Raw genomic sequence first — 21,167 nt, forward strand, 5'->3', positions numbered from 1 at the left:
CGACATCGAGGCGCTGAACGACGACTCGACAAGCGTCGTCATCGACGCCTCGCCGCTGTTCGAGTCCGACATTCCCATGCTCGGGCTGAGCCAGTTCCGCCGCGACGCGTACCGGGTGCGCTCGCTGGACTCCAACCGAACCTACGTCGACTGGATCAAGAGCTTCCCGCGCAACGTCGAAGTGCGGCACGTCCTCACCTACAATGCGCAGACGCCACCGTCGAACGCGAGCACGAACTCGATCTCGATCGAGATGAATCAGTCGATGGTCCTGCTCCCGGACGAACCCATGCAGCCGCGCATCTTCGACGAGCGGGTGGGTTACTTCAACGTGAACCAGGTGGACTATGGCCGCAGCGACCAGAAGGTCGTCACGCGCACTTACGTGACGCGGTGGCGGCTCGAACCGAGCGACACCGCGGCCTTCCGGCGCGGCGAACTCGTCGACCCGGTCAAACCCATCATCTTCTACCTCGACCCCGCCACGCCCGAGAAGTGGCGGCCGTACCTCATCCAGGGGATCGATGACTGGCAGGAGGCCTTCGAGGCGGCGGGCTTCAGCAACGCGATCCAGGGGCGGATGCCGCCCTCCTTCGAGGAGGACCCGGAGTTCAGCCCGGAGGACGTGCGGTATTCCGTGATCCGCTGGCTCCCGTCGCAGGTGCAGAACGCCTCCGGACCGCATGTGCACGACCCGAGGACCGGAGAGATCCTCGAGAGCGACATCCAGTGGTATCACAACGTCGCGAACCTGCTGCGCAACTGGTACCTGATCCAGACGGCGGCCGTGAATCCGGCGGCGCGCCGCGCGCTCTTCGACGACGAAGTGATGGGTCGGCTGATCCGCTTCGTGGCGGCGCACGAGGTCGGACACACGCTCGGTCTCCCGCACAACATGAAGTCGAGTTCCGCCTTCCCCGTGGATTCGCTGCGGGCCCCGGGCTTCGTGTGCCGCGAGGGGGTCGCCCCGTCGATCATGGACTACGCGCGCTTCAACTACGTGGCGCAGCCGGAGGACGAGGGCGCGTGCGTGGATCCGCGGATCGGCGAATACGACCGCTTCTCGATCAACTGGGGCTACCGCCCGATCCTCGATGCGGACGAGGACGAGGAGCGGGCGACGCTCGACGCCTGGATCCGGGAGGTCGAAGACGACCCGGTCTACGCCTTCGGCAGTGGGACGCCGATCGACCCGACCGCCCAGACGGAAGCCGTCGGCTCCGACGCGATGGAAGCGAGCGACCTCGGGATCGCGAACCTCAAGCGGATCCTGCCCCGGCTGGTCGAGTGGAGCAGCGACGGGCGCGAGGGGGAGAACTACGAGGAGTTGGCGGAACTCTACAACAATCTCATCGGGCAGTGGAACCGCTACATGGGCCACGTCGGGACCGTGGTCGGCGGGGTGACGCGCACGCACAAGCGGATCGGGCAGAAGGGGGCGGTCTACGAGTTCGTGGACGAAGCCACGCAGCGGCGGGCCATGGACTTCTTCGCCCGGCAGGCCTTCGACCCGCCGACGTGGATGGTCGACGAGGACATCCTGTCGAAGATCGAGAACCCGTCAACGGTGGACCGCATGCGAGGCATTCAGGTTCGAGTCGTGAACCTGATCCTCGACCCCGGCCGCATGCAGCGGCTGATCGAGGCGGAAGCCCGGAACGGGGGCGACCACTACAGCCTCGGCGAGCTGTTCGAGGATCTGCGCGGCTCAATCTGGGGAGAGCTGGAGACCGGCGCCCCGATCGGCGTCTACCGGCGGAATCTCCAGCGCGGACACCTGGAGCGGCTCGAGTATCTGATGACGCAGGAGCTGTCGCTCCCGACCTTCATCTTCGGCGGTCTCTCGGACTTCTTCACCTCGGTGGACGTGTCGCAGTCGGACATCCGGGCCTTCGTGCGGGGCGAACTCCACGGGCTCCGGGATGCGATCGAACGCACGCTGCGGCGCCGGCTCGACCGCACGACGGAACTGCACCTGCGCGACGCCCTCGCCAGGATCGACGACATCCTCGACCCCGACTGAGCTAGTGTCGTGTCCCGGGAATACGCGAGCTACCGAGAGTGCCGAGGCGCCGGAGCCCGCAAGGCGCTCGGACGAGGAATAGCAGCGCTATTTCGAGGAGGAGCAACGTCGCGGGGCCGGATGGATCGGCGCTCGAATAGCCGTGATATTTCCGGGACACGACACTAGAAGCGGACGCGGACGCCGAGTTGAGCGCGGCGGGTGTCGCCGAGGCCGCTCCGGATCGTGCCATCGAAGTTGAACAGGAGCCCGGTCTGCGCGGTGTCGAGGAAGTGGTCGGCGCCCGTCAGGTTGAAGACCTCCAGAATCGGCTCGACGGTGCGTCCGCCGCCGATGTCGAAGGCCTTCGAGAGCCGGAGATCCCACGTGAAGAAGTCGTTCTCCCTCCGGAGCGTGTTGCGCTTGAGGACGGAACCATCGGCGCACACGCGGTCCGCCGGAGCCCCCGCACGCTGGCCCGCCGGGGCGGCGAGAGGGTTCGCCTCGGTCGGGCCGCAGCTCGCCGACATCGGTGATGCGGAGAGATACCGGAAGACGTGGTTGAGGACGACGCCGCGCCCGAGATCGAAGAGCATGAAGCCGGTCAGCTGGTGCCGCCGGTCGCGGATGGACCAGTTGTACTCGGGCTCGAAATCGGTTGCGCTCGCATAGAAGAAGTTGAACGGATCCCGTTCGTTATCGTCGTCCGACCGGTCGAAGCCGAGCGTGTAGCTCGCCTCGAAACTCAGCCTCCCGTCGAGCGCGGCGTCCCCGCGCAGTCCGAGCGTGACGGCGTTGTAGCGGGAGCGCGCGCTGCTCTCCGTGACCGTGACCGTCCCCAGCCCGCTGGCCCCCTCCGCGAAGGGCGCCCCGAGTTCGGCCGCGTTGCGGTCCACGAAGCGGAACAGGTTGTCCGTGCGGGCGTGCTGCAGCGAAAGCTCCACCGCGGTGTTCCCGCTCAGCGCGTGCTCCACGGCGACGTTGAACGACCACGTCCGCGGCAGTTCGAGGTTGCGGTCGGCGATGTTCACGCCGGGCTGGAAAGGCGGCGTGCCCGGCGGGGCCGGCGTGAGGAAATCTCCGATCTGCGGCGGCGGCGGAAGGAAGGTCGCGTCGCTGGCCGCGAACTGCGTTCCCTGGAATGCGCCGTTCGTCGTGCGGTGCTGCGCGAACACGAGCATCGGGATGCGCGAAAAGTAGGACCCCGCGTTCAGGCGGATGAGCGTGCGCCCGTCGTCCCGGGGATCCCAGGCGAGCCCGAAGCGCGGCTGGAAGTTGTCGAGGTCGTCCGGAATCGTCCCTTCCGACGGAAAACCCGCGGTCCCGATCCACGGCCCGTAGAAGGTGTCCTCGGGCTCGATGAACATGCCGGGGTGCCATGATCCTTCCCAGCGCAGGCCGAGGTTCAGGGTCAGGTTGTCGCGCGGGCGCCAGGTGTCCTGGATGAAGAGCCCAAGTTCGTGCATCGAAAAGTCCTGCAGTCCGAGCTGCTCGGCCGGCGTATTCCCCAGCGTGACGGCCTGCAGGTAGAGGAGGACGGGGCCGGTGATCGCGGTTCCCGGCGGACAGACGCCCTCCGCGCTGTCGGACCCGTCGGAGCAGGTGACGTATCGGTTCCCCTGCGTGACGAAGTTCATGAATCCGTCGACCGAGGAGAACTTGTAGAGGCCGTTCGCGAAGCCGATGAACTGCTGGCCGACCCCTGTCCCGTTGTACTCCGCGCCCACCTTGAACAGGTGATCTCCCGCCAGGAAGGAGAGGTTGTCGACGAGCTGGATCCGGTGGTCGTAGGCCGGGTCGATGGGGAGGAAGAAGGGCATCCCGATGCGGAACCCATCGGCGAAGTCCATCGCGATGTCCGGGAAGGGGCGGCCGCCGACCGTGCCGAAGGCCGGCTGCGGCGGCGGGGCGGAGCCCGGAATCAGGGGTCCGTCGTATCCGCGGGGCCGATCCTCGCGCGCGTACTGGACCCGGAACTCGTTGGAGACGGTGTTTGAAAGCTGCGACCTGAGGCTCGCGTTGATCGCGTGGGAGAAGTCCTCCTCGAGGCCGTTGGCGCTGAGACCCCAGGAATCCACGTCGAACGTCCCGTTCAGCTGCTGGGACCACGTGTAGTTGTACTTCAAGGACGCCTGGTGACGGTCGCTGAGGTTGAAGTCGAGCTTCGCCACCAACGCCCGGTTGTCGTCGGTGCGGCGGATCGGGCCGAACTCGGCATCGAACAGGCCGGGCCACTGCGTCTGAAGGAAGTTCTCCAGCTTCTCGAGTTCCGGTCGGTTCACGACGTTGCGCGTGAACTGCTTCGTCTCGCTCGCTTCCTGCTGGTCGTAGGCGACGAAGAAAAACGCCCGGTCGCGCACGATCGGGCCGCCGACGGTGAAGCCGAACTGACCGCGCCCGAACTCGGGCTTTCCGCCCCCGCGCTCGCTGGGGTAGGCGGTGGAGATCGCATCCCACTGGCCGAAGTAGTGCGCGGAGCCCGTGAACTCGTTCGTGCCCGATTTCGTGATGACGTTCACGAAGCCTCCCGCCGAGCGGCCGAACTCCGCCGACGCCCCCTGGCTCACGACGACGATCTCTTCGATGGCGTCCTGGTTGAAGGTGAAGGCCGGGCGCTGGCCGCCCCGCTGCTCGCCGAAGAAGGGGTTGTTGAAGTCGGCGCCGTCCACGGAGACGTTGTTGAAGATCCCCCGCTGTCCCCCGATGTTGAGGACCTCGCCATCCGGACCCTGCGATACGGATACGCCCGGGGTGAGGAGCGTGTAGTCGAGAAAGTTGCGGCCGTTGTTGGGCAGGTTGTCGACGACCTCCTCGGCGAGCCGATGGGAACTCGACGGGTCCTCGGTGTCGACGAGCGGCGTCCGGTCCGCGATCACGGTGATTTCGGACACGGCGACGGGCCTGAATTCGAGTACGAGATCGAGCACCTCTCCCACGCGGAGGACGAGCCCCTCGGTGCGCTCGTCGCCGAACTGCCCCAGCGCCCGGGCGGTGACGTCATAGACGCCGAGCGGAAGGAGCGTGCGCACGAACGCCCCGTTCGAGCCCGTCTCGACCGTCGTCGCGAAGCCGGTCGCGCGATGCTCGATGACCACGGCGGCGCCGGCCACGGGCGCTCCCACCGGATCGCGGACCACCCCGCGGATGACACCGGTCGTCGCCTGGGCCTGCGCGGCCGCGTCCGACGTGGCGGCGCAGCACAGCGCGAGCACGGCGAACAGGAGGGTGGACGCGCGTCGGGAGACCGGAACCCGGCATGGCCGCATGGACGACTCCTTGCCCTTGATGGTGGATAGTGGACTCGGGGATGCTGAAGATGGGCCCGGCAGGATTCGAACCTGCGACCTTGGGATTATGAGTCCCCTGCTCTAACCGGCTGAGCTACGGGCCCGAACGGAGCGTGAAACGTACGCGCCGCGACGCTCCGCACCAACGCCGCGGCGGCGGTCGCGGGACCGGCGCTTTTCCGCCGCGTCGTCACGGTGCGACCTCAACCCCGACCGCCGGACCTTCCGGCTCGATGACCTCCCCGATCACCGCGGCCGCGTAGCCCGCGGCCGCGAGCGCGGCCGACGCAGCCGGCGCCTCGTGCGCGGGGACGGCCGCCAGCAGCCCGCCCGACGTCTGCGGGTCGTGAAGCAGGGTCCGCAGGTCGGCGGGGACCGCGTCATCCCACTGCATCTGCGATGCGTAGGCATCCCGGTTCCGGCTCGTGCCGCCCGGCACACACCCCTCGCCGGCAAGGCGCAGCGCTCCGGGGAGGAGCTTCGGCGCCGAAGCCCGGATCCGGGCGCTCGTGTCCGAGGCGCCGCACATCTCGAGCAGGTGCCCCACGAGCCCGAAACCGGTGACGTCGGTCGCGGCGTGAACGTCGAAGTCGGAAAGGACGGCCGCCGCCTCACGGTTCAGTTGCCGCATGGAATCGACGGCGACGCGGAGGTCCGCGGGGTCCGTGACGCCGCGCTTGAGTCCGGTCGTAACGACGCCCGTTCCGAGCGCCTTCCCCAGGACGAGCGCGTCCCCCGGTCGCGCTCCGCCCTTTCTCCACAGGCGGTCGGGATCGCCGAGTCCGATGGCCACGAGTCCGAACTTCGGCTCCGCGTCGTCGATCGAATGTCCCCCGGCCACGGCGATGCCGGCCTCGCGGCACACTTCTCCCGCGCCGCGGAGGATCGCGCCCACCGTCTCATCGGAGAGCGTCCCGGCCGGCACCGCCAGGATGTTGAGCGCGAACAGGGGGCGGGCCCGCATCGCGTACAGATCTCCCAGCGCGTTCGCCGCCGCGATGGCGCCGAAGTCCGTCGGATCGTCGACGAGCGGCGTGAAGAAGTCGAGGCTCGCGACGATGGCATCGCCATCGTCGAGCAGGTACACGGCGGCGTCGTCCGGGCCCTCGAGTCCCACGAGGAGCCGGTCGTCCGGAACGAGCGGAACGTGCTGCAGGATGCGGCCCAGATCCTCCGGGCCGAGCTTGCACGCTCAGCCGGCGCCGTGCGAGTACTGGGTCAGGCGGGCCGCTTCGGCCGAAGGCGAGTTCATGGCGACCGAAGCTATGGCGACGCGAGGCGTCTCGCAGGGATTCCTACCAGTTCCGCTCCACGACCGGATCCTGGAAACGATTGCGGCCCATCACGCGGTCGCGGATCGCCGCCTCCGCATCGCCCGCCTGTTCGAGGAGCGCCGCGGCCTGCTCGGGCGACAGCATCTCCATCTCGCCCGAGCCCGCGGCCGCCGCGGCGCCGGCGCCGGCCCCCTGCGGAGACTGTCCCTGCCCACCCTGCTGCTCGTCGCCGCCGCTCTCCCCTTCCTCCTCGAGCCAGCGCTCGACGAGTTCGAGGTTCCAGCGCGCATCCTCGTCGTCCACGCGGCGGCGGAGGACCTCGCGAAAGGCTTCGCGCGCCGCCTGGAGGGCGGCTCGACGCGCGGACGGGTCGCTTTGGGTGAACCGGCCGTCGAGGGCCGTGCTGAGCCCGAGGTTGTAGAAGGCGCTCTCGCGTACCTCTTCCCGCTCGCTGCCGATGGAGAGTTCGAGCGGGGCCTGCGCGTCCCCCACCTGGCCGTCATGGAGGAGAGCCGTCCCGTAGTTGTAATGATCGATCGGCCGGTCGGAGGAGGCGGCTCGTTCCCTGTAGCGCGCGACGGCCTCGGATTCCGCCGCCTGCCGGTCGGCGGACCCGGGCTGACCGGTCGGCCGCACCGGCGCCTCCTGCGGCTTCCCCCCGGCAAACGCCGCGAGCGAGGCGGCCGCGGCCGCGAGCCCGAGGATCGTGCACTTCCGCGTCGACTCAACCACGTGGCAACAGGAACCCTTCTCCCCAGAGGCTGACGAAGGCGAGCAGAAGCAACGCCGCTACGGCCGCGTCGTCGGTCGATGTCAGGGGTTCCCGGCCGCCCTCCGCCAGTTCCCGCTCGATCGCGTCGATACCGTCCGCGCCGTCAACATAGTGCCCCCCGGTACCGAGAGACATCTGCCTCAGCGACGCGGCGTTCAGCCGCGTGATGACGGGGCTGCCGTCCGGCCCCTGAAGCACCGAAGCCCCGCCCCGCCGTCGCGCGGCCATCGTCGGGTCCAGCGACGCCTCCCGCGTCAGGGGAATCTGCCCTCCGAGTTCGGTTCCGATCCCCACCGAATGGATCACGATCCCCGCATCCCGGGCCCTTCCGATCGCCTCCCCGAAGGGCGCGCCGGCCGTTTCCTCGCCATCGGAGAAGACGACAATCGACTTGCGCGCGCCCTCCTCTCCGCCGGCGAGCAGGTCGATCGCCTGGGTGAGGCCGGAGGCGAGCGAGGATCCTCCCAGCCCCACCGCGGCGGGCCGCACGCCCTCCGCCAGCATCTCGATCGCGCTCATGTCCGTCGTCAGCGGCGAGAGCACGTACGCGCGCCCCGCAAAGTAGACGACGCCCATCCGGCCCTGCGTGCGCGTCGCCAGGCGGGCGGCCAACTGCCGCTGCACCTCCAGCCGGCTCGGCTCGACGTCGCCCGCGAGCATCGAGTTCGACGCGTCCAAGACGAGGATCGTTTCCGCCCCTCCTTCATCGAGGCGCCGGGCCTCCGTGCCGCCGGAACCGGAAGCGAGCGCGATCGCGACGACGCCCGCGGCGAGCAGCGCCAGGCGTACGGGGGGGAGGGCGTGCGCCGGCAGCCGCACGTAGCGCTCGAGCAACGAGGTCTCGGCGAGCTTCTCGCGGTCCGCGCCCGACCGTCGCGACGCGAGCAGCCTGAGCCCGACGGCCACGGCTCCGAGCAGGAGGGCGATCGGGAGCGGGGCCACGGTCAGACCCATACCCGGCGGGAGCGCGTCGCCGCCACGAGGAGTTCAAGCATGACGAGGGCGAGCGCCGCGATGAGAAGTTCCCGCCGCATCCCGACCCGCTCCTCCGTCCGCACTTCCTTGATCGGCGTGGTCTCAAGCTCGTTGATCCGCTCGTAGATCCGCGTCAGTCCCTCGGGGTCGGTGGCGCGGAAATAGAGCCCCCCCGTGCGGGTCGCCATGCGATCGAGGAGTTCGTCGTTCACGTGGACGCGGATATTGGCGTACTGGTATCCGAAAGCGGTCCGGGCCACGGGCACGGGGGCGACGCCGTCACGGCCGACGCCGATCGTATAGACGCGGATGCCGAGGGAGGCGGCCGCGGCCGTCGCCTCCTCCGGCGAGATGCCGCCGCTGTTGTTGTCTCCGTCGGTGAGCAGGACGACGATGCGGGATTCGGGCTCCAGGTCGCGGAGCCGGTTCGCCGCCGTGGCCAGCGCGACGCCGATCGCCGTCCCGTCCCGGAGCTGTCCCGCCTCGAGCCGCTCGACCGCACTTTCCACTACGGCGTGGTCCAGCGTCCCCGGGACCATCGTGAGGGCCTCCCCGGCGAACGCGACGAGGCCGATCCAGTCGGACTCCCGCCCCTCCACGAAGCGGATGACCTCCCGCTTCGCGACCTCGATGCGGTTATCGGGGCGAAAGTCCTCCGCCAGCATCGAACTCGAGATATCGACCGCCAGCATGATCGCGACGCCCTCGCGTTCCGACTCCACCCGCTCCCAAACCCGCACCGGATTGACGAGGGTGATGATGACGAGCGCGAGGGCGAGAGAGCGAAGGGCGGCCGGAAACCACCACCAGAACCGCCCCCGGCCCCGACCTCGGGAACCGGTGAGGCGGGCGATGTCCGGATACGGGAGACGGATCCTGCCCGAGCCCATCAGGGCCCACCCGAGCGGCAGCAGGACCAGAAGGAGGAGGAACGGCCAGCCGGGGAGCGCGAATTCGCTCACGCGCCGCCTCCATTTCCCCTCGCGCCGGCCACGCCGGCGCCGGCCCCACCGGCGTCATCCCGGACGACGTCTTCCCTGGTGGCGCCCGGCCCGCCGGTTTCGTCAGCCGCAGGCGACTCCGCCATGTCCGCGCGCACAAACGCTTCGCCGACATCCACGTCGCCGAGCGGCCCTTCCCACTCCGTCCGCGTGCGCGCAAAACGGGCCAGAATCGAGTGGCGCAGAGCGGCGATAAGCCCTGCGTCGGAGCCGCCGAGCCCGCGGAGTTCCTTCGATGGCGCCCACCCGCGCGTCACATGCGCGTAGCGCCGCAGCGTCTCCTCGTAGCCATCGTAGAACCGGTCGCCGCTCACCTGCTGCCGTACCCACCCCTCGCGAAGGCGCGCGAGGTCGCGAAGCGCGAGGTCGCCGGGCCCGAGGGGGACATCGGGGGCGGCCGCGGCGGCGCGCCCGCGGTTCCAGGTCCACCAGGCGAGTCCGGCGAGCGCCGCGGCGAGCAGGACCAGCCACCAGGGCAGGGCCCGCAGGCTCAGGAGGGGCCGGGCATCCCTCAATTCGAGCGGATCATCCGCCGCCGGCAGCACGCTCAAGACAGGGACGGCGGGCGGCTGCATCCGACGGACGACGCCGCCCGCGGCCGCGAGTTCCACCTCCACCGGCGGGATGACGAGCGTGTCCGCTCGCCACGCGCGAATCGTGTAGTCCGCTTCCCACCGTCGACCCTCTTCGACGGATCGGATCTGCACCGGCCCCGTCTGCTCGATCGACTCCGGCCCGTCGATGAGGGCGGGAAAGTGGACCTCTCCGGCTCTCTCCTGTCCGACGACGAGGCGGACCGTGAACTCCTCGCCGACCCGTACGGACTCCGGGAGGACCGTCGCCTCGAGGTCGACCGCGGACTGGGCCGCCACACCCGGCGCGAACCCCAACCCCGCGCCCAGGACCGCGCGAACAGTCCAGCGGGATCGCCTCACCGGAGCCTCCGCCGGCCGCGAGCGGCGAAGAAGCCGGAGAGCCCGGACTCGTACGGGGTGTCGGTACGCAGCCGCATGAGGTCCACGTGGCAGTGCGCGCACAGCCGCTCGAGCGCCCGAGCCCCCGCCGTCGAGCGCTCCGTGAGCCGCTGCCGAACCGCCGCATCTCCGAGGTCGACCACGGCCCGATCCCCCGTTTCGGGGTCCACGACCTCGACCCAGCCCGATGCCGGGATCGTCGCTTCCGCGGGGTCATCGACCGCGAGCGCGACGACATCGTGGCGGCCGGCAAGGCCCAGCAGCGGCCGGGCCAGGTTCCCGGCGCCCACGAAGTCCGAGATCACGAACACGAGGGAGCGGACGGTGAGCATGCGGGCCGCGGTGGCGAGAGCGAGATCGAGGTCCGTCCCCTTCCCCTCCGGCCGGACGGATACGAGTTCATGCAGGAGGCGGAGGTTACGGTTGCGCCCCCGCGCCGGACGCACGTAGCGCTCGATCCGGTCGCTGAAGAGGAGCATGCCCACCGGATCCCCGGCGCGCATCGCCGCGAGTGCGAGGGTGCTCGCCACCTGCGCGACGAGATCGCGCTTCAGGGATCGGCGCGTACCGAATTCGTTCGAAGCGGAGACGTCGACGACGAGGAGGACGGCAAGCTCCCGTTCCTCCACGAAGCGCTTCACGTAGGGACGCCGCATGCGGGCGGTCACCTTCCAGTCGATCGCCTGGAACGGGTCGCCCGGCTGATACTCGCGGACCTCGGAGAACTCAATGCCGTGTCCGCGGAAGAGAGACGGGTAAGGCCCCAGAGCCGGGTTGTCCATGAACCGCCGGCTCGTCAACTCCAGCCGCCGGACCTCTTTCGACGCGGCGGCGGAGTCAGCCGTCGGCGCCGGCCGTCGCGGGCGCCACAGGAAGTCGGGCAGCCTCACGGCACCGGCACGGTCTCCAGGAGATGGTCGAGGATGTGATCGGCATCGATCTGTTCCGCCTGCGCCTGGAAGGTCAGGACGAGCCGATGCCGAAGGACATCGCGGGCGATCGCCTTCACATCCTCCGGAACCACGAAGGCCCGGCCCTCGATGAAGGCATGAGCGCGGGCCGCTCTCGCGAGGAAAATGGTGGCGCGCGGAGAGGCCCCGAACTCGACCCAGTCGACGAATTCCCCCAGGCCGTGGGCCGCGGGCTCGCGCGTCGCGAGCACGAGCTGAAGGATGTAGTCCTCGAGCCGCCGGTCGACGTAGATCGCCGGAAGCATGGCGCGCGCGGCGAGGATGCGGTCGGGCTCCACAACGGCCTTGACGGGCGGCGGATCCTCTCCCGCCATGAGCCGCATGATGGACCTTTCCTCCTCGGGCGCGGGGTAACCGACCCGGGTCTTGAACATGAACCGGTCCACCTGCGCCTCTGGAAGCGGATACGTGCCCTCGTGCTCGATGGGATTCTGAGTGGCCATGACGAGGAACGGCACGGGAAGCGGGTGCGTCTCCTCTCCGATCGTCACCTGGCGTTCCTGCATCGCCTCCAGAAGCGCGGATTGGACCTTGGCGGGCGCACGATTGATCTCATCGGCGAGGACGATGTTCGCGAAGATGGGCCCCCGCTTCGGAGTGAAGGTGCCCGTCTTCTCCTCCCACACGAGCGTTCCCACGACATCGGCGGGCAGCAGGTCCGGCGTGAACTGGATGCGTCGGAACGTGGTGTGGATCGCCTCGGCGAGCGTGCTGACCGTGAGCGTCTTCGCGAGTCCGGGCACACCTTCGAGAAGAATATGGCCACCCGTGAGAAGGCTCATCAGCACGCGGTCGAGGAGGGCGTGCTGTCCGACGATCCGCTTGGCCAGTTCGTTTCGAACCTCGGCCACGAAGGTCCCCGCTTCCCGGATCGCGGCCTGCTGGGTCTCGAGATCCTCACCCGAGATCCGTTGGGCCGTGACGGCTTCTCCGTTCATGCGTTCTCTCGCTGTCACGTTGATGTTCGGTCTGTCAGCCGCCCGATGTTCACTCCGTAACCGCCCGGGAGCAAGCCGGACCCGCCGCACGCCGGAGCGCCTGCCGTTCCTTCGGAGACAACTCGCGGGTCGCTCCCGCTGCCAGAGCGCCCAGTCGAACCGGCCCGAAAGAGGTCCTGCGAAGACTGCGCAGCGTGACGCCGAGCGAGGCGAGCATGCGCCGGATTTCCCTGTTTCTTCCCTCAGTCAGGACGATCTCGACGGTGGGCGACGAAGTATGCGGCGGCGTGATCCAGCCGGCTCGGCGGGCTCGCGCGGGTCCGTCTTCGAGCGCCACGCCGGCCCGCAGCCGATCCGGAACCTCCACCGCCACGGGCCCGCGGAGTCTCGCGTGGTACACCCGCTCGATTCCGGTCCGGGGGTGGAGAAGCCGATGCACGACGTCTCCCTCATTCGACAGGAGAAGGAGGCCCTCGCTCATGAAGTCGAGCCGACCGACGTGAGGCAGATGGCGGGTATCGGCGGGGAGCAGATCGTAGATGATCGGCCGCCGACCGGGATCGTGCCGGGTGCACGCGAACCCCGGCGGCTTGTTGAGCGCCAGCCAGAGCACGGGCTTCAAGACGACGCGGCGCCGGTCCACCTCGACCCGCTCGCCGTTCGGATCCACCCTGGTCCCAAGCTTCGTCACAACCTCGCCGTTCACGCGGACGCGGCCGGCGGCGATGAGTGCTTCGCTCGCGCGCCGAGACGCCACGCCGGCCCGAGCCAGGAATTTCTGCAGTCGCACGAGCCGTCCGCCTGGCGTAGGAGCTAGCCTGCGGCGGGCTCTTCCCGCAGCGACGCATCGTCGGCGGACGTCTCCGGTTCGGCACGCACGAGCGCGACGGACAGGTCCTCCGGCGCGGGGAGATCTTCCAGCGACTGCAGGGCGAAGTGATCCAGAAAACGGGACGTTGTCCCGTAGAGGAGCGGCCGCCCGAGGCCCTCGCCCCGCCCCACGATCTCGATGAGTTCCCAGTCCTGGAGCGTTCGCAACACGGAAGTGGACGCCACACCCCGGATCTCCTCGACCTCGATCCGCCCGATGGGCTGCCGGTACGCGATGATCGCGAGCGTCTCGAGCGCGGCGCGGGAAAGCGTGGGCGGACGCGGCACGGAGTCGAACCGCTCGAGGTACGGGACGAATTCCGGACGCGTGAGGATCTGGAACCCATCCCCGAGCTGGTAGACCTGGAAAGCCCGTCCGTCCGTGTCGTAGTGCTCTCGCAACGCGGTGAGCGCTTCGCGGACGCGCCGCACGTCGAGCGCGTCGTCAGCCCGGGCCAGTTCGCGGGCGGTGAGCGGCGTCTGGCTCGCGAACAACGCGGCTTCCACGATCTGCTCCGGGCTCACGCGGCCCCCTCTCCGCCGCCGCCCCGCGAGCGGCGTCCGAACAGCCAGATCGCTCCGAACCGCTTCACCTGCTCCAGCCTCACGAGCTGTTGCCTGGCGAGTTCCAGACACGCGAGCAGCGCCGCGACGACGTGCGGCCGCTCCTGCCACGAATCGAACAGCCGGTTGAACGGCACCCGCCGGTGCTCGCCCAGCAGACGCTGGATGACGGCGATCTTGTCCTCGACCGGGACGATGCGGATGGGGGCGACATGCGTCGTGACGAGATCGGGGCCCCGGATATCGCCGAGGACCGCCAGGAAATCGTCGAACGTCGTCGAGAGTTCCTGGCCATCCGCCTCGCGCGGAGGTTGCGGAGGCAGGAAACCCTTCGACATGTGGCGCCGCCGTTCCAGTTCAGCCGCGCCCAGCGTCCGCGCGATCTCCTGAAACAGCTCGTACTCCAGCAGACGCCGTACGAGTTCGGCCCGCGGATCATCTTCCCACTCCGTGTCGCTGCGGCCCGGCAGCAGGAGCTGCGCCTTGATGTGGACCAGCGTCGCGGCCAGCTCCAGAAACTCCCCGGCGCGGTCGAGTTCCAGAAGGTCGATGCCGTCGGTGAGGGCTTCGTGGAACTGCCGGGTGATGGTGGAGATCGGGATATCGAAGATGTCGATGTCCTGCGACCGGATGAGGTGCAGAAGGAGATCCAGGGGCCCCTGAAACCGGTCGAGCTCCACGACGAACGGCTGCGCCGTCCGCTGGCTTGGAAGTCGGTTGGGAACCGCCGTCAAGAAACCTCCCCGCACGCTCGGGCCGGCGGAAACCGGAGGTCGCCGGCCAGTCACCGCTCAATGTAGCACGGGCGTACACGCGACGAGTACCCCCGACAGGGACGTGCCCGACGCGCCGGCTTGGAGGTATCCGCCAAGTCTGGTATGTTCTTTTGCTGATTTTCGGACGGATGGGAGGGTCGGCCCGCGGCCGGCCGCAACCACCGCACGTTTGCCGCAGGTTCGAAGCGAAAAAGAAGGAATCGAATGCCGAATAACGAGAGTCAGAAGAAGCGGCTGCGCCAGTCGCGCGCGAGGCGGCTCCGGAACCGCCGGGTGCGGTCCGAGATCCGGACCCGGACCAAGTATCTCCTCGCGACGGAATCGGCGGAGGAGGCGACGCCGGCGCTGTCCGAGTTGTACCGCGTTCTCGACCGGGCGACCCGCCGGAACGTCATCAAGGCGAACGCCGCGGCCCGCCAGAAGGCGCGAGCGGCGCGGCACGTCAACAGCCTGAGTTAGCAGGCCGCAGAAAGAGCCCCGCTGCCTTCGAGGCTGGCTTCGAGCGGCGCCGGGCCTCAGCCGCCCTCCGCGTAGCGGGTTTCCCCGCCGACGATCGTACGCTTCACGCGTCCCGTCACTTCCCACCCGCCGAACGGCGTATTCCGGCTCTTGGAGCGGAAGTTGGCGGGGTCGACCGTCCACGCCTCCTCCGGATCGAAGAGGACGAGGTCCGCGCGACTGCCGGGGCGGAGCGTGCCGCCCTCGATCCCCATCAGCCGGGCCGGCGCCGCGGACATCCGCTCGATGAGGTCGAAGAGCGGGAGGTCCCCCGGCGTCACGAGTTCGCCGATGCACACGGCGAGCGCGGTCTCGAGACCGACGATGCCGAACGGCGCATCGTCGAACTCGCGCTCCTTCTCCTCGTAGTGGTGCGGCGCGTGGTCCGTCGCCACGCACTCCAGCACGCCATCGATGAGCCCCTGCCGCACCGCCCGGCGATCCGCCTCGGACCGGAGCGGCGGGTTCATCTTGGCTTCGGTGCGGTAGCCGCGCACCGCCTCTTCCGTCAACGCCATGTGGTGTGGCGAAGCCTCGCCGCTCACGCGCACTCCGCGCTCGTGCGCCAGGCGAATGAGTTCGACCGCTTCACGGGTTGAGACGTGCTGGACGTGTACGTGCCCGCCCGTGAGTTCCGCGAGATAGATGTCCCGCGCCACGACCGTGGCCTCCGAAGCGTTCGGGATCCCGCGCAGGCCGAGCGCGGTCGCCACGGCGCCTTCGTTCATGACCCCTCCGGCGGAGAGCGCCATGTCTTCGGCATGCTGAAGGACGGGGATCCCGAAGGACTGCGTGTACTCGAGCAGGCGCCGCATGAGCGCCGGGTCGTGGATCGGGTGTCCGTCGTCCGTGACCGCGACCGCGCCCGCCTCGACCAGGCCGCCGATCTCGGTCATCTGCCTGCCGGCGAGGCCGAGCGAGGCGGCGGCCACGGGACTCACGCGCGCTCCGCCCTCCCCCTGCCGGGCCCAGCGCCGCGCCTCTTCCCGCACGAAGCCGACCGCGGCTGGGTCGTCGAGCGGCGGATCCGTGTTCGGCATCGCCCAGATCGTCGTGAAGCCGCCCGCAGCCGCGGACCGGGCGCCCGTGCGGATCGTCTCCTTATGCTCGGCTCCCGGTTCCCTCAGGTGCACGTGCACATCGATCAACCCGGGAGCGACGACGAGTCCCTGCGCGTCGATGCGGGGGATGCCCTCCGGTCCCGCGACGCCGCGCGCGACGGCCTCGATCCGCCCGTCCCGCACGAGAACATCCCGCACCTCATCCATCCCCGCGGAGGGATCGATCACGCGGCCTCCGGCGAGGAGGAGCGACCCGCTCACGGTCCCCCCACCTTGGCGTCTTCGGCCAGCTCCGGGCGCCCGCCGGCGAGCAGGTAGAGGACGGCCATCCGCACGGCGACTCCGTTCGTCACCTGCGGGAGGATCACCGAGCGCGGCCCGTCCGCCACGTCGGAGTCGATCTCGACGCCCCTGTTCATGGGCCCGGGGTGGAGGACGATCATCTCGTCGCCGGCGCGGCCGAGGCGCTCGGAACTGACGCCGAACACGCGGTTGTACTCGCGGAGCGAGGGGACGTAGCCGCCCTCCATCCGCTCCAGTTGAAGCCGCAGCACGTAGAGCACGTCGCACCACTCGATCGCCTCCTCGATCGAGTCGAGCCGCTGCACGCCCAGCTCCTCGATCCCGGCCGGGATCAGGGTGCGCGGCCCGCACACCGCGACCTCGGCCCCGCACTTCATGAGGCCCCAGATGTTCGAGCGCGCGACGCGCGAGTGGAGGATATCGCCGACGATGCAGACGCGCCGGCCCGCGATGGCCCCGAACCGGTCCCGGATCGTCAACAGGTCGAGGAGGGCCTGCGTGGGGTGCTCGTGCTGGCCGTCGCCGGCGTTGATGACGTTGGAGGGAATCCGGTCCGCGAGGAACTTCGCCGCTCCCGACGATCCGTGACGTACGACGACCATGTGAATCCTCATCGCCTCGAGGTTGCGCGCCGTGTCGACGAGCGTCTCGCCCTTCTGCACGGAGGAGCCCGCGGAGGAGATGTTCACCGTATCGGCCGAGAGCCGCTTTTCCGCGAACTCGAAGCTGATGCGGGTCCGGGTCGAGGGTTCGAGAAAGAGGTTGACGATCGTCTGTCCGCGGAGGACCGGCACCTTCTTGATCTTCCGCTCGCTGATCTCCTTGAAGGGTTCCGCGGTATCGAGAATCGCCTCGATCTGCCCCCGCGTGAGAGGTTCGAGGCCGATGAGGTCCTTCCCGAGCCCGAGTTCCCGGCCCTGGGCCGTCATGTCCCCGCCTCGGGAACGGCGGGCAGGGCGACGATGTCGATACCCCAGTCGCCGTCCGTGTTCGCGACGCGCACCGCCACGTCCTGGTTGGGTCCGACCTCGATGACGCGGCCCACGTAGTCGGGCTGGATCGGGAGCTGGCGCCCCCCACGGTCCACGAGGACGCAGAGCTGGATCCGGCGGGCGCGTCCGAAGTCCGACAGCTCCTGGAGCGCGGCCCGGATCGTTCGTCCCGTGTGGAGCACGTCGTCCACGATGACGATGTGCGCGCCTTCGATGGACTCCGGGATGCGGGTGGTCCCGACCGTGGGGAGCGCGCCGACCTGCCCGAAATCATCCCGGTAGAGCGTGATGTCGAGCGAACCGATGGGGATGGAGCCGCGCGTCGGCTCAAGGTGACGGCCGATCTCGGCCGCGATCGAATCGCCGCGACGGTGGATGCCGATGAGGATGAGGCGGGCGTCGGGCTCGATCGCCCGGTCAAGCTGCGCGGAAAGCTCGGCAAGGAGCCCTCGGGCAGCGGCCTCGTCGAGGACGTTGTGCGTCAGTGTCGTCTCGGCTCCGCTCGATCCGTGGCGGGCGGCTCGGCGTCAGCAGCCCGTGGCTGCTTGGGCGGCCCCGGTCGGGCGGGAGTATAGCGACCCGCGTTGACCCTCGCGAGACGGCCCCGGTAGGTTCGGGCATGCGCATGCGATCCGACGTCTTCCGGCGCGCCGGACGGTGGCTTCTGCTGCCGGCGGTCGTCCTGCCCGCGTCTCTTCCCGGCAAAGCCTTCGCACAGGACGGCCCCTCGCTCACCGTGGAGGCGCCCGCGGTCGTCCTCACCGACGTTCCATTCTCCCTCACGCTCCACACGGGGGGCGGGGAGAACGCGCGCTATCGCGTGACAACCGCCTCGGGACGCGAACTCGCCGCGGGCGCCCTGCCCCTCCGGTCGGAGACCCCGGTCAACGGGCTGCGGGCCGCGGCGGGGGATCTCCCGCTGTCCGTGGAGATGGACTCGGACCAGGGACCGGCAAACGCGAGTGTGGACCCGCCGCGGTTCCCCGGATGGATCAGCTTGCTGCCGCCGCTCATCGCGATCGCCCTCGCGCTCATCTTCCGCCACGTCGTCGTGTCGCTCTTCTTCGGAATCTGGCTGGGCGGATTCTTCATCGCCGGCCTCGACCCGCTGGCGGGGCTCGGGCGGACGGTGGACACGTTCATCGTGCCCTCGCTCGCCGACACCGACAACGCGTCGATCCTGATGTTCTCCGCGCTGTTGAGCGGCATGGTGGGGGTGATGTCGCGCGCCGGGGGCACGCGCGGGATCGTCGAAGCACTTCGGCCGCTGGCCACCACGCCGCGCCGCGCGCAGCTCGCCACCTTCTTCGCGGGCGTCGGCATCTTCTTCGACGACTACGCGAACACCCTCATCGTCGGAAACACCTTCCGTCCCGTCACGGACAAGCTGAAGGTGTCGCGGGAGAAGCTGGCCTACCTCGTGGATTCGACGGCCGCCCCCGTCGCCACGATCGCCTTCGTTTCGACCTGGGTCGGCTTCGAGATCTCGCTGATCCGCGACGGACTTCGCATCGCCGCCGAGCAGACCTCGGACCCCGCGCTGGCCGGGGCGCTCGCCTCCACCAGCCCGTTCACCGTGTTCCTGAGCAGCATTCCGTACCTCTTCTATCCCATCCTTGCCCTGTTCATGGTGGCCGCGGTCATCGTGTCGCAGCGGGATTTCGGCCCCATGCACGGCGCGGAGATGCGGGCGCGCACCGGCGGCGGCGTCTTCCGGCCGGGCTCCCAGCTCATGGTGAACTCGGAGGAGACGGGACTCGACGCCGCGGAGGGCGTGCCTCTGCGCTGGTACAACGCGGCGATCCCCGTGCTGACGGTGGTCGCGACGGTCCTCCTGGGGCTGTACTTCGACGGCCGCGGCGCCGTGGGGCCCGCCTCGCTCTGGGACACGTTCGGCGCGGCGGATCCGTTCAAGGCGATCCTGTGGGGCTCGCTCGCGGGCTGCCTGGTCGCAATCGGGCTGGCCACGACGCAGCGCATCCTGTCGCTGAGCCAGGCGCTCGACGGTTGGCTCACCGGCATCCGGGCGATGACGATGGGGTTCGTGATCCTCACCTTGGCGTGGTCGCTCGGCGAGGTGACGAGTCAGCTCGCGACGGCGCAGTACCTGACCCAGATCCTCGAGGGCAGCCTCGCGCCGGAACTCGTCCCGGTCCTCACCTTCACGACGGCCGCGATCGTCAGCTTCTGCACCGGAACGTCATGGGCCACGATGACCATCCTGCTCCCGCTCGTGGTGCCGCTCGTCGTCGCCCTCGGCGGCGCAACCGGCATCGAGGCCGGAGGCGGCGAGCTGCTCGTGAGTTCGATCAGCTCGGTCCTCGCCGGTTCCGTCTTCGGGGACCACTGCTCGCCCATATCCGACACCACGGTGCTCAGTTCGATGGCGTCGGCGTGCGACCACATGGACCACGTGCGCACGCAACTCCCCTACGCGCTCGTCGTAGCCGTATCCGCGATGCTGTTCGGCCACGTGGGGACGTCGTACGGGCTGTCGCCCTGGATCGCCCACCTTCTGGGCATCGGCGTGGTCCTCGTCGCGCTGCGCGTCCTGGGGAGGCCCGTTCCCGCGGGAACGTGACCGCGCCGCCGTCGCCCGCCTGCCGGTGTGGTCCCCCGGAGCCGCGCGTAATTTTCGTGACACGGAAGTGAGAATCGATTATCATCACGCCTTCGGCGTTCAAGCTCCGCCCGCTTCGCTCCCGGTGTTGACCGATATCATGAAACCGTCTTTTGCCACCGTCCCGCCCAGCGGGTACCTGGTCTCCGGATCGCGCCTTGCGGGGTGCGCGGCGGCCTGGTGTGGCGTGCACTGTGCGCTGACGCCGCTCCTCGTCGCCGTGGCGCCCGCGCTCGCGCTCTCCGAAGGGGTGGAACGAGGGTTCCTGGTCGGGACCGTCGTCCTCGGCGCGGCCATGCTCCTGCTGGGCCCGGCCGGCAGGAACGCGGCCGTACGCCTCGTCTTTGCGGGCGGGGCCGTGTTCTGGGCCGCCTCCCTCGCCGGTTGGCTCGAGCCGCTGCCCGAGACAGCGACGTCGACCGCCGGCAGCCTGGTCCTCGCGGGCGCGCTTCTGCGGGGCGCCCGTATCTGCCAGGCGGCCGCGAGCGAGTGCGCGGTGTGCGACGAAGACGAGCCCGCGAACCCACGAGGCTGAACCAGCGCCACGTCCCGCGCTCGCGCTGTGTTCCGACGCTGTGTTCCGACGCTAGCGCCGCTGGCGGAAGAAGTCCCGCAGGAGACGCGCGGATTCATCGGCGAGCACGCCGGACACGAGTTCCACCCTGTGGTTCAGCCGCGGGTCGCAAACCAGGTTCTCGAGCGACCCGCACATTCCGGCCTTCGGGTCCGCGGCCCCGAACACCACCGTGCTGACGCGCGCGAGGACGGCGGCCCCGGCGCACATCGCGCACGGCTCGAGCGTCGCGTACAGGGTGTGGCCCTCCAGGCGCCAGTCCCCCAGGCGGGCGGCGGCGGCGCGCAACGCCAGAACCTCCGCGTGGGCCGTCGGGTCGGCGTCGGCGCGCGTACGGTTGTGCGCTTCCGCGACGATCGCGCCCTCCGGGTCCGTGACCAGGGCGGCTACGGGCACCTCGCCGCGCTCGCCCCCGAGGGCCGCGAGTTCGAGGGCCCGCCGCATCGGCGCCTCGTGCTCGGCCGGCCACGTTCCGTTCACGCCGTGGCCAACCGGGCTTCGAGGAAGCAGGCCGCCGCGCCGATCCGGGCCAGAGCCCGCTCCCGCCCCATCGCCTCGAGCACCTCGAAGATCCCCGGGCTCACGCCCTGGCCCATGAGGGCGACGCGGAGGGGGTTGATGATCCGCCCCGCGCCGACCTCGAGTTCCGCCGCGAGACCCCGCACCTCGGACTCCAGCGTCTCCACGTCGCGGAAGACCGCCTCGCCGGCGAGAC

20 protein-coding genes and 1 tRNA gene are annotated in these 21,167 nt (G+C 69.6%); 4 read left to right on the forward strand and 17 right to left on the reverse strand.

From position 1 onward, the window contains the following. Positions 1 to 2,023 (forward strand): zinc-dependent metalloprotease (locus OXN85_09580; GenBank protein ID MCY3600205.1); only part of this gene is annotated, 2,023 nt, incomplete at its 5' end. A gap of 164 nt (positions 2,024 to 2,187) precedes the next feature. Here OXN85_09580 and OXN85_09585 read toward each other — a convergent pair. The 12 genes from OXN85_09585 to OXN85_09640 all read right to left on the reverse strand — a co-directional run bounded on the left by OXN85_09585 (position 2,188) and on the right by OXN85_09640 (position 14,362). Continuing rightward, complete coding sequence (locus OXN85_09585; protein ID MCY3600206.1) at positions 2,188 to 5,268, reverse strand: TonB-dependent receptor; 3,081 nt, start codon at positions 5,266 to 5,268, stop codon at positions 2,188 to 2,190. 51 nt (positions 5,269 to 5,319) lie between these two features. Beyond that, positions 5,320 to 5,393, reverse strand: a tRNA-Ile gene (locus OXN85_09590). An 86-nt stretch (positions 5,394 to 5,479) separates the two neighbouring features. Next, positions 5,480 to 6,541 carry a selenide, water dikinase SelD gene (gene selD / locus OXN85_09595; protein ID MCY3600207.1) on the reverse strand — a complete coding sequence of 354 codons (1,062 nt, stop codon included), beginning with the start codon at positions 6,539 to 6,541 and terminating at the stop codon, positions 5,480 to 5,482. Between the two features lie 43 nt (positions 6,542 to 6,584). Further along, positions 6,585 to 7,295 (reverse strand): hypothetical protein, encoded by a 711-nt coding sequence (locus OXN85_09600; GenBank protein MCY3600208.1) that lies wholly within the window; start codon positions 7,293 to 7,295, stop codon positions 6,585 to 6,587. Then, the gene (locus OXN85_09605) at positions 7,288 to 8,277 is read right to left on the reverse strand and encodes a VWA domain-containing protein (protein MCY3600209.1); all 990 of its coding nucleotides are present in this window, start codon (positions 8,275 to 8,277) and stop codon (positions 7,288 to 7,290) included. The genes OXN85_09600 and OXN85_09605 overlap by 8 nt, the downstream gene beginning before the upstream one ends. A gap of 2 nt (positions 8,278 to 8,279) precedes the next feature. Further along, a complete protein-coding gene (locus OXN85_09610; GenBank protein MCY3600210.1) occupies positions 8,280 to 9,272 on the reverse strand; it encodes a VWA domain-containing protein in 993 nt (330 codons plus the stop codon). Beyond that, positions 9,269 to 10,246, reverse strand: coding sequence for a hypothetical protein (locus OXN85_09615; protein ID MCY3600211.1), 978 nt, complete (start codon positions 10,244 to 10,246; stop codon positions 9,269 to 9,271). Before OXN85_09615 ends, OXN85_09610 begins: the two co-directional genes overlap by 4 nt. Continuing rightward, positions 10,243 to 11,175 carry a DUF58 domain-containing protein gene (locus OXN85_09620; protein ID MCY3600212.1) on the reverse strand — a complete coding sequence of 311 codons (933 nt, stop codon included), beginning with the start codon at positions 11,173 to 11,175 and terminating at the stop codon, positions 10,243 to 10,245. Before OXN85_09620 ends, OXN85_09615 begins: the two co-directional genes overlap by 4 nt. Then, complete coding sequence (locus OXN85_09625; GenBank protein MCY3600213.1) at positions 11,172 to 12,194, reverse strand: MoxR family ATPase; 1,023 nt, start codon at positions 12,192 to 12,194, stop codon at positions 11,172 to 11,174. Before OXN85_09625 ends, OXN85_09620 begins: the two co-directional genes overlap by 4 nt. A gap of 49 nt (positions 12,195 to 12,243) precedes the next feature. Continuing rightward, entirely contained in the window at positions 12,244 to 12,984 is a 741-nt protein-coding gene (locus OXN85_09630; GenBank protein ID MCY3600214.1) for a pseudouridine synthase, read from the reverse strand. 23 nt (positions 12,985 to 13,007) lie between these two features. Further along, a complete protein-coding gene (scpB, locus tag OXN85_09635; GenBank protein ID MCY3600215.1) occupies positions 13,008 to 13,571 on the reverse strand; it encodes an SMC-Scp complex subunit ScpB in 564 nt (187 codons plus the stop codon). 14 nt (positions 13,572 to 13,585) lie between these two features. After that, a complete protein-coding gene (locus OXN85_09640) occupies positions 13,586 to 14,362 on the reverse strand; it encodes a segregation/condensation protein A (GenBank protein ID MCY3600216.1) in 777 nt (258 codons plus the stop codon). A gap of 246 nt (positions 14,363 to 14,608) precedes the next feature. Between OXN85_09640 and rpsT the strand changes: the two genes are divergently transcribed. Next, positions 14,609 to 14,863, forward strand: a complete 255-nt coding sequence (gene rpsT, locus OXN85_09645; protein MCY3600217.1) for a 30S ribosomal protein S20 — start codon at positions 14,609 to 14,611, stop codon at positions 14,861 to 14,863. A gap of 56 nt (positions 14,864 to 14,919) precedes the next feature. On the opposite strand, the gene OXN85_09650 is transcribed toward rpsT, so the two are convergent. The 3 genes from OXN85_09650 to pyrR are packed head-to-tail and all read right to left on the reverse strand — an operon-like array spanning position 14,920 to position 17,743. Further along, positions 14,920 to 16,170, reverse strand: coding sequence for a dihydroorotase (locus OXN85_09650; GenBank protein ID MCY3600218.1), 1,251 nt, complete (start codon positions 16,168 to 16,170; stop codon positions 14,920 to 14,922). Positions 16,171 to 16,220: 50 nt separating this feature from the next. Next, positions 16,221 to 17,195: an aspartate carbamoyltransferase catalytic subunit gene (locus OXN85_09655; protein MCY3600219.1), complete on the reverse strand. Its 975-nt coding sequence runs from the start codon at positions 17,193 to 17,195 to the stop codon at positions 16,221 to 16,223. Beyond that, positions 17,192 to 17,743: a bifunctional pyr operon transcriptional regulator/uracil phosphoribosyltransferase PyrR gene (pyrR, locus tag OXN85_09660; GenBank protein MCY3600220.1), complete on the reverse strand. Its 552-nt coding sequence runs from the start codon at positions 17,741 to 17,743 to the stop codon at positions 17,192 to 17,194. The genes OXN85_09655 and pyrR overlap by 4 nt, the downstream gene beginning before the upstream one ends. A 134-nt stretch (positions 17,744 to 17,877) precedes the next feature. Between pyrR and OXN85_09665 the strand changes: the two genes are divergently transcribed. Together OXN85_09665 and OXN85_09670 are read left to right on the forward strand one after the other, a co-directional pair. Continuing rightward, positions 17,878 to 19,839 carry a Na+/H+ antiporter NhaC family protein gene (locus OXN85_09665; protein MCY3600221.1) on the forward strand — a complete coding sequence of 654 codons (1,962 nt, stop codon included), beginning with the start codon at positions 17,878 to 17,880 and terminating at the stop codon, positions 19,837 to 19,839. A 139-nt stretch (positions 19,840 to 19,978) separates the two neighbouring features. Further along, positions 19,979 to 20,413: a MerC domain-containing protein gene (locus OXN85_09670; GenBank protein ID MCY3600222.1), complete on the forward strand. Its 435-nt coding sequence runs from the start codon at positions 19,979 to 19,981 to the stop codon at positions 20,411 to 20,413. Positions 20,414 to 20,464: 51 nt separating this feature from the next. Here the strand turns inward: OXN85_09670 and tadA are convergent, their stop codons facing one another. Then, a complete protein-coding gene (gene tadA / locus OXN85_09675) occupies positions 20,465 to 20,932 on the reverse strand; it encodes a tRNA adenosine(34) deaminase TadA (GenBank protein MCY3600223.1) in 468 nt (155 codons plus the stop codon). After that, positions 20,929 to 21,167: glutamate--tRNA ligase (locus tag OXN85_09680; protein ID MCY3600224.1), on the reverse strand; the 239-nt coding region annotated here is incomplete at its 5' end. The genes tadA and OXN85_09680, both read right to left, overlap by 4 nt.

Source organism: Candidatus Palauibacter australiensis, assembly GCA_026705295.1.
GTDB classification, from domain to species: Bacteria; Gemmatimonadota; Gemmatimonadetes; order Palauibacterales; family Palauibacteraceae; genus Palauibacter; species Palauibacter australiensis.

Coding starts and splice junctions, on each gene's coding strand:
- OXN85_09655 (MCY3600219.1), bottom strand. CDS start 17,195: ATGACGGCCCAGGGCCGGGAACTCGGGCTCGGGAAGGACCTCATCGGC.
- OXN85_09670 (MCY3600222.1), top strand. CDS start 19,979: ATGAAACCGTCTTTTGCCACCGTCCCGCCCAGCGGGTACCTGGTCTCC.
- OXN85_09665 (MCY3600221.1), top strand. CDS start 17,878: ATGCGCATGCGATCCGACGTCTTCCGGCGCGCCGGACGGTGGCTTCTG.
- OXN85_09625 (MCY3600213.1), bottom strand. CDS start 12,194: ATGAACGGAGAAGCCGTCACGGCCCAACGGATCTCGGGTGAGGATCTC.
- OXN85_09650 (MCY3600218.1), bottom strand. CDS start 16,170: ATGGATGAGGTGCGGGATGTTCTCGTGCGGGACGGGCGGATCGAGGCC.
- rpsT (MCY3600217.1), top strand. CDS start 14,609: ATGCCGAATAACGAGAGTCAGAAGAAGCGGCTGCGCCAGTCGCGCGCG.
- OXN85_09585 (MCY3600206.1), bottom strand. CDS start 5,268: ATGCGGCCATGCCGGGTTCCGGTCTCCCGACGCGCGTCCACCCTCCTG.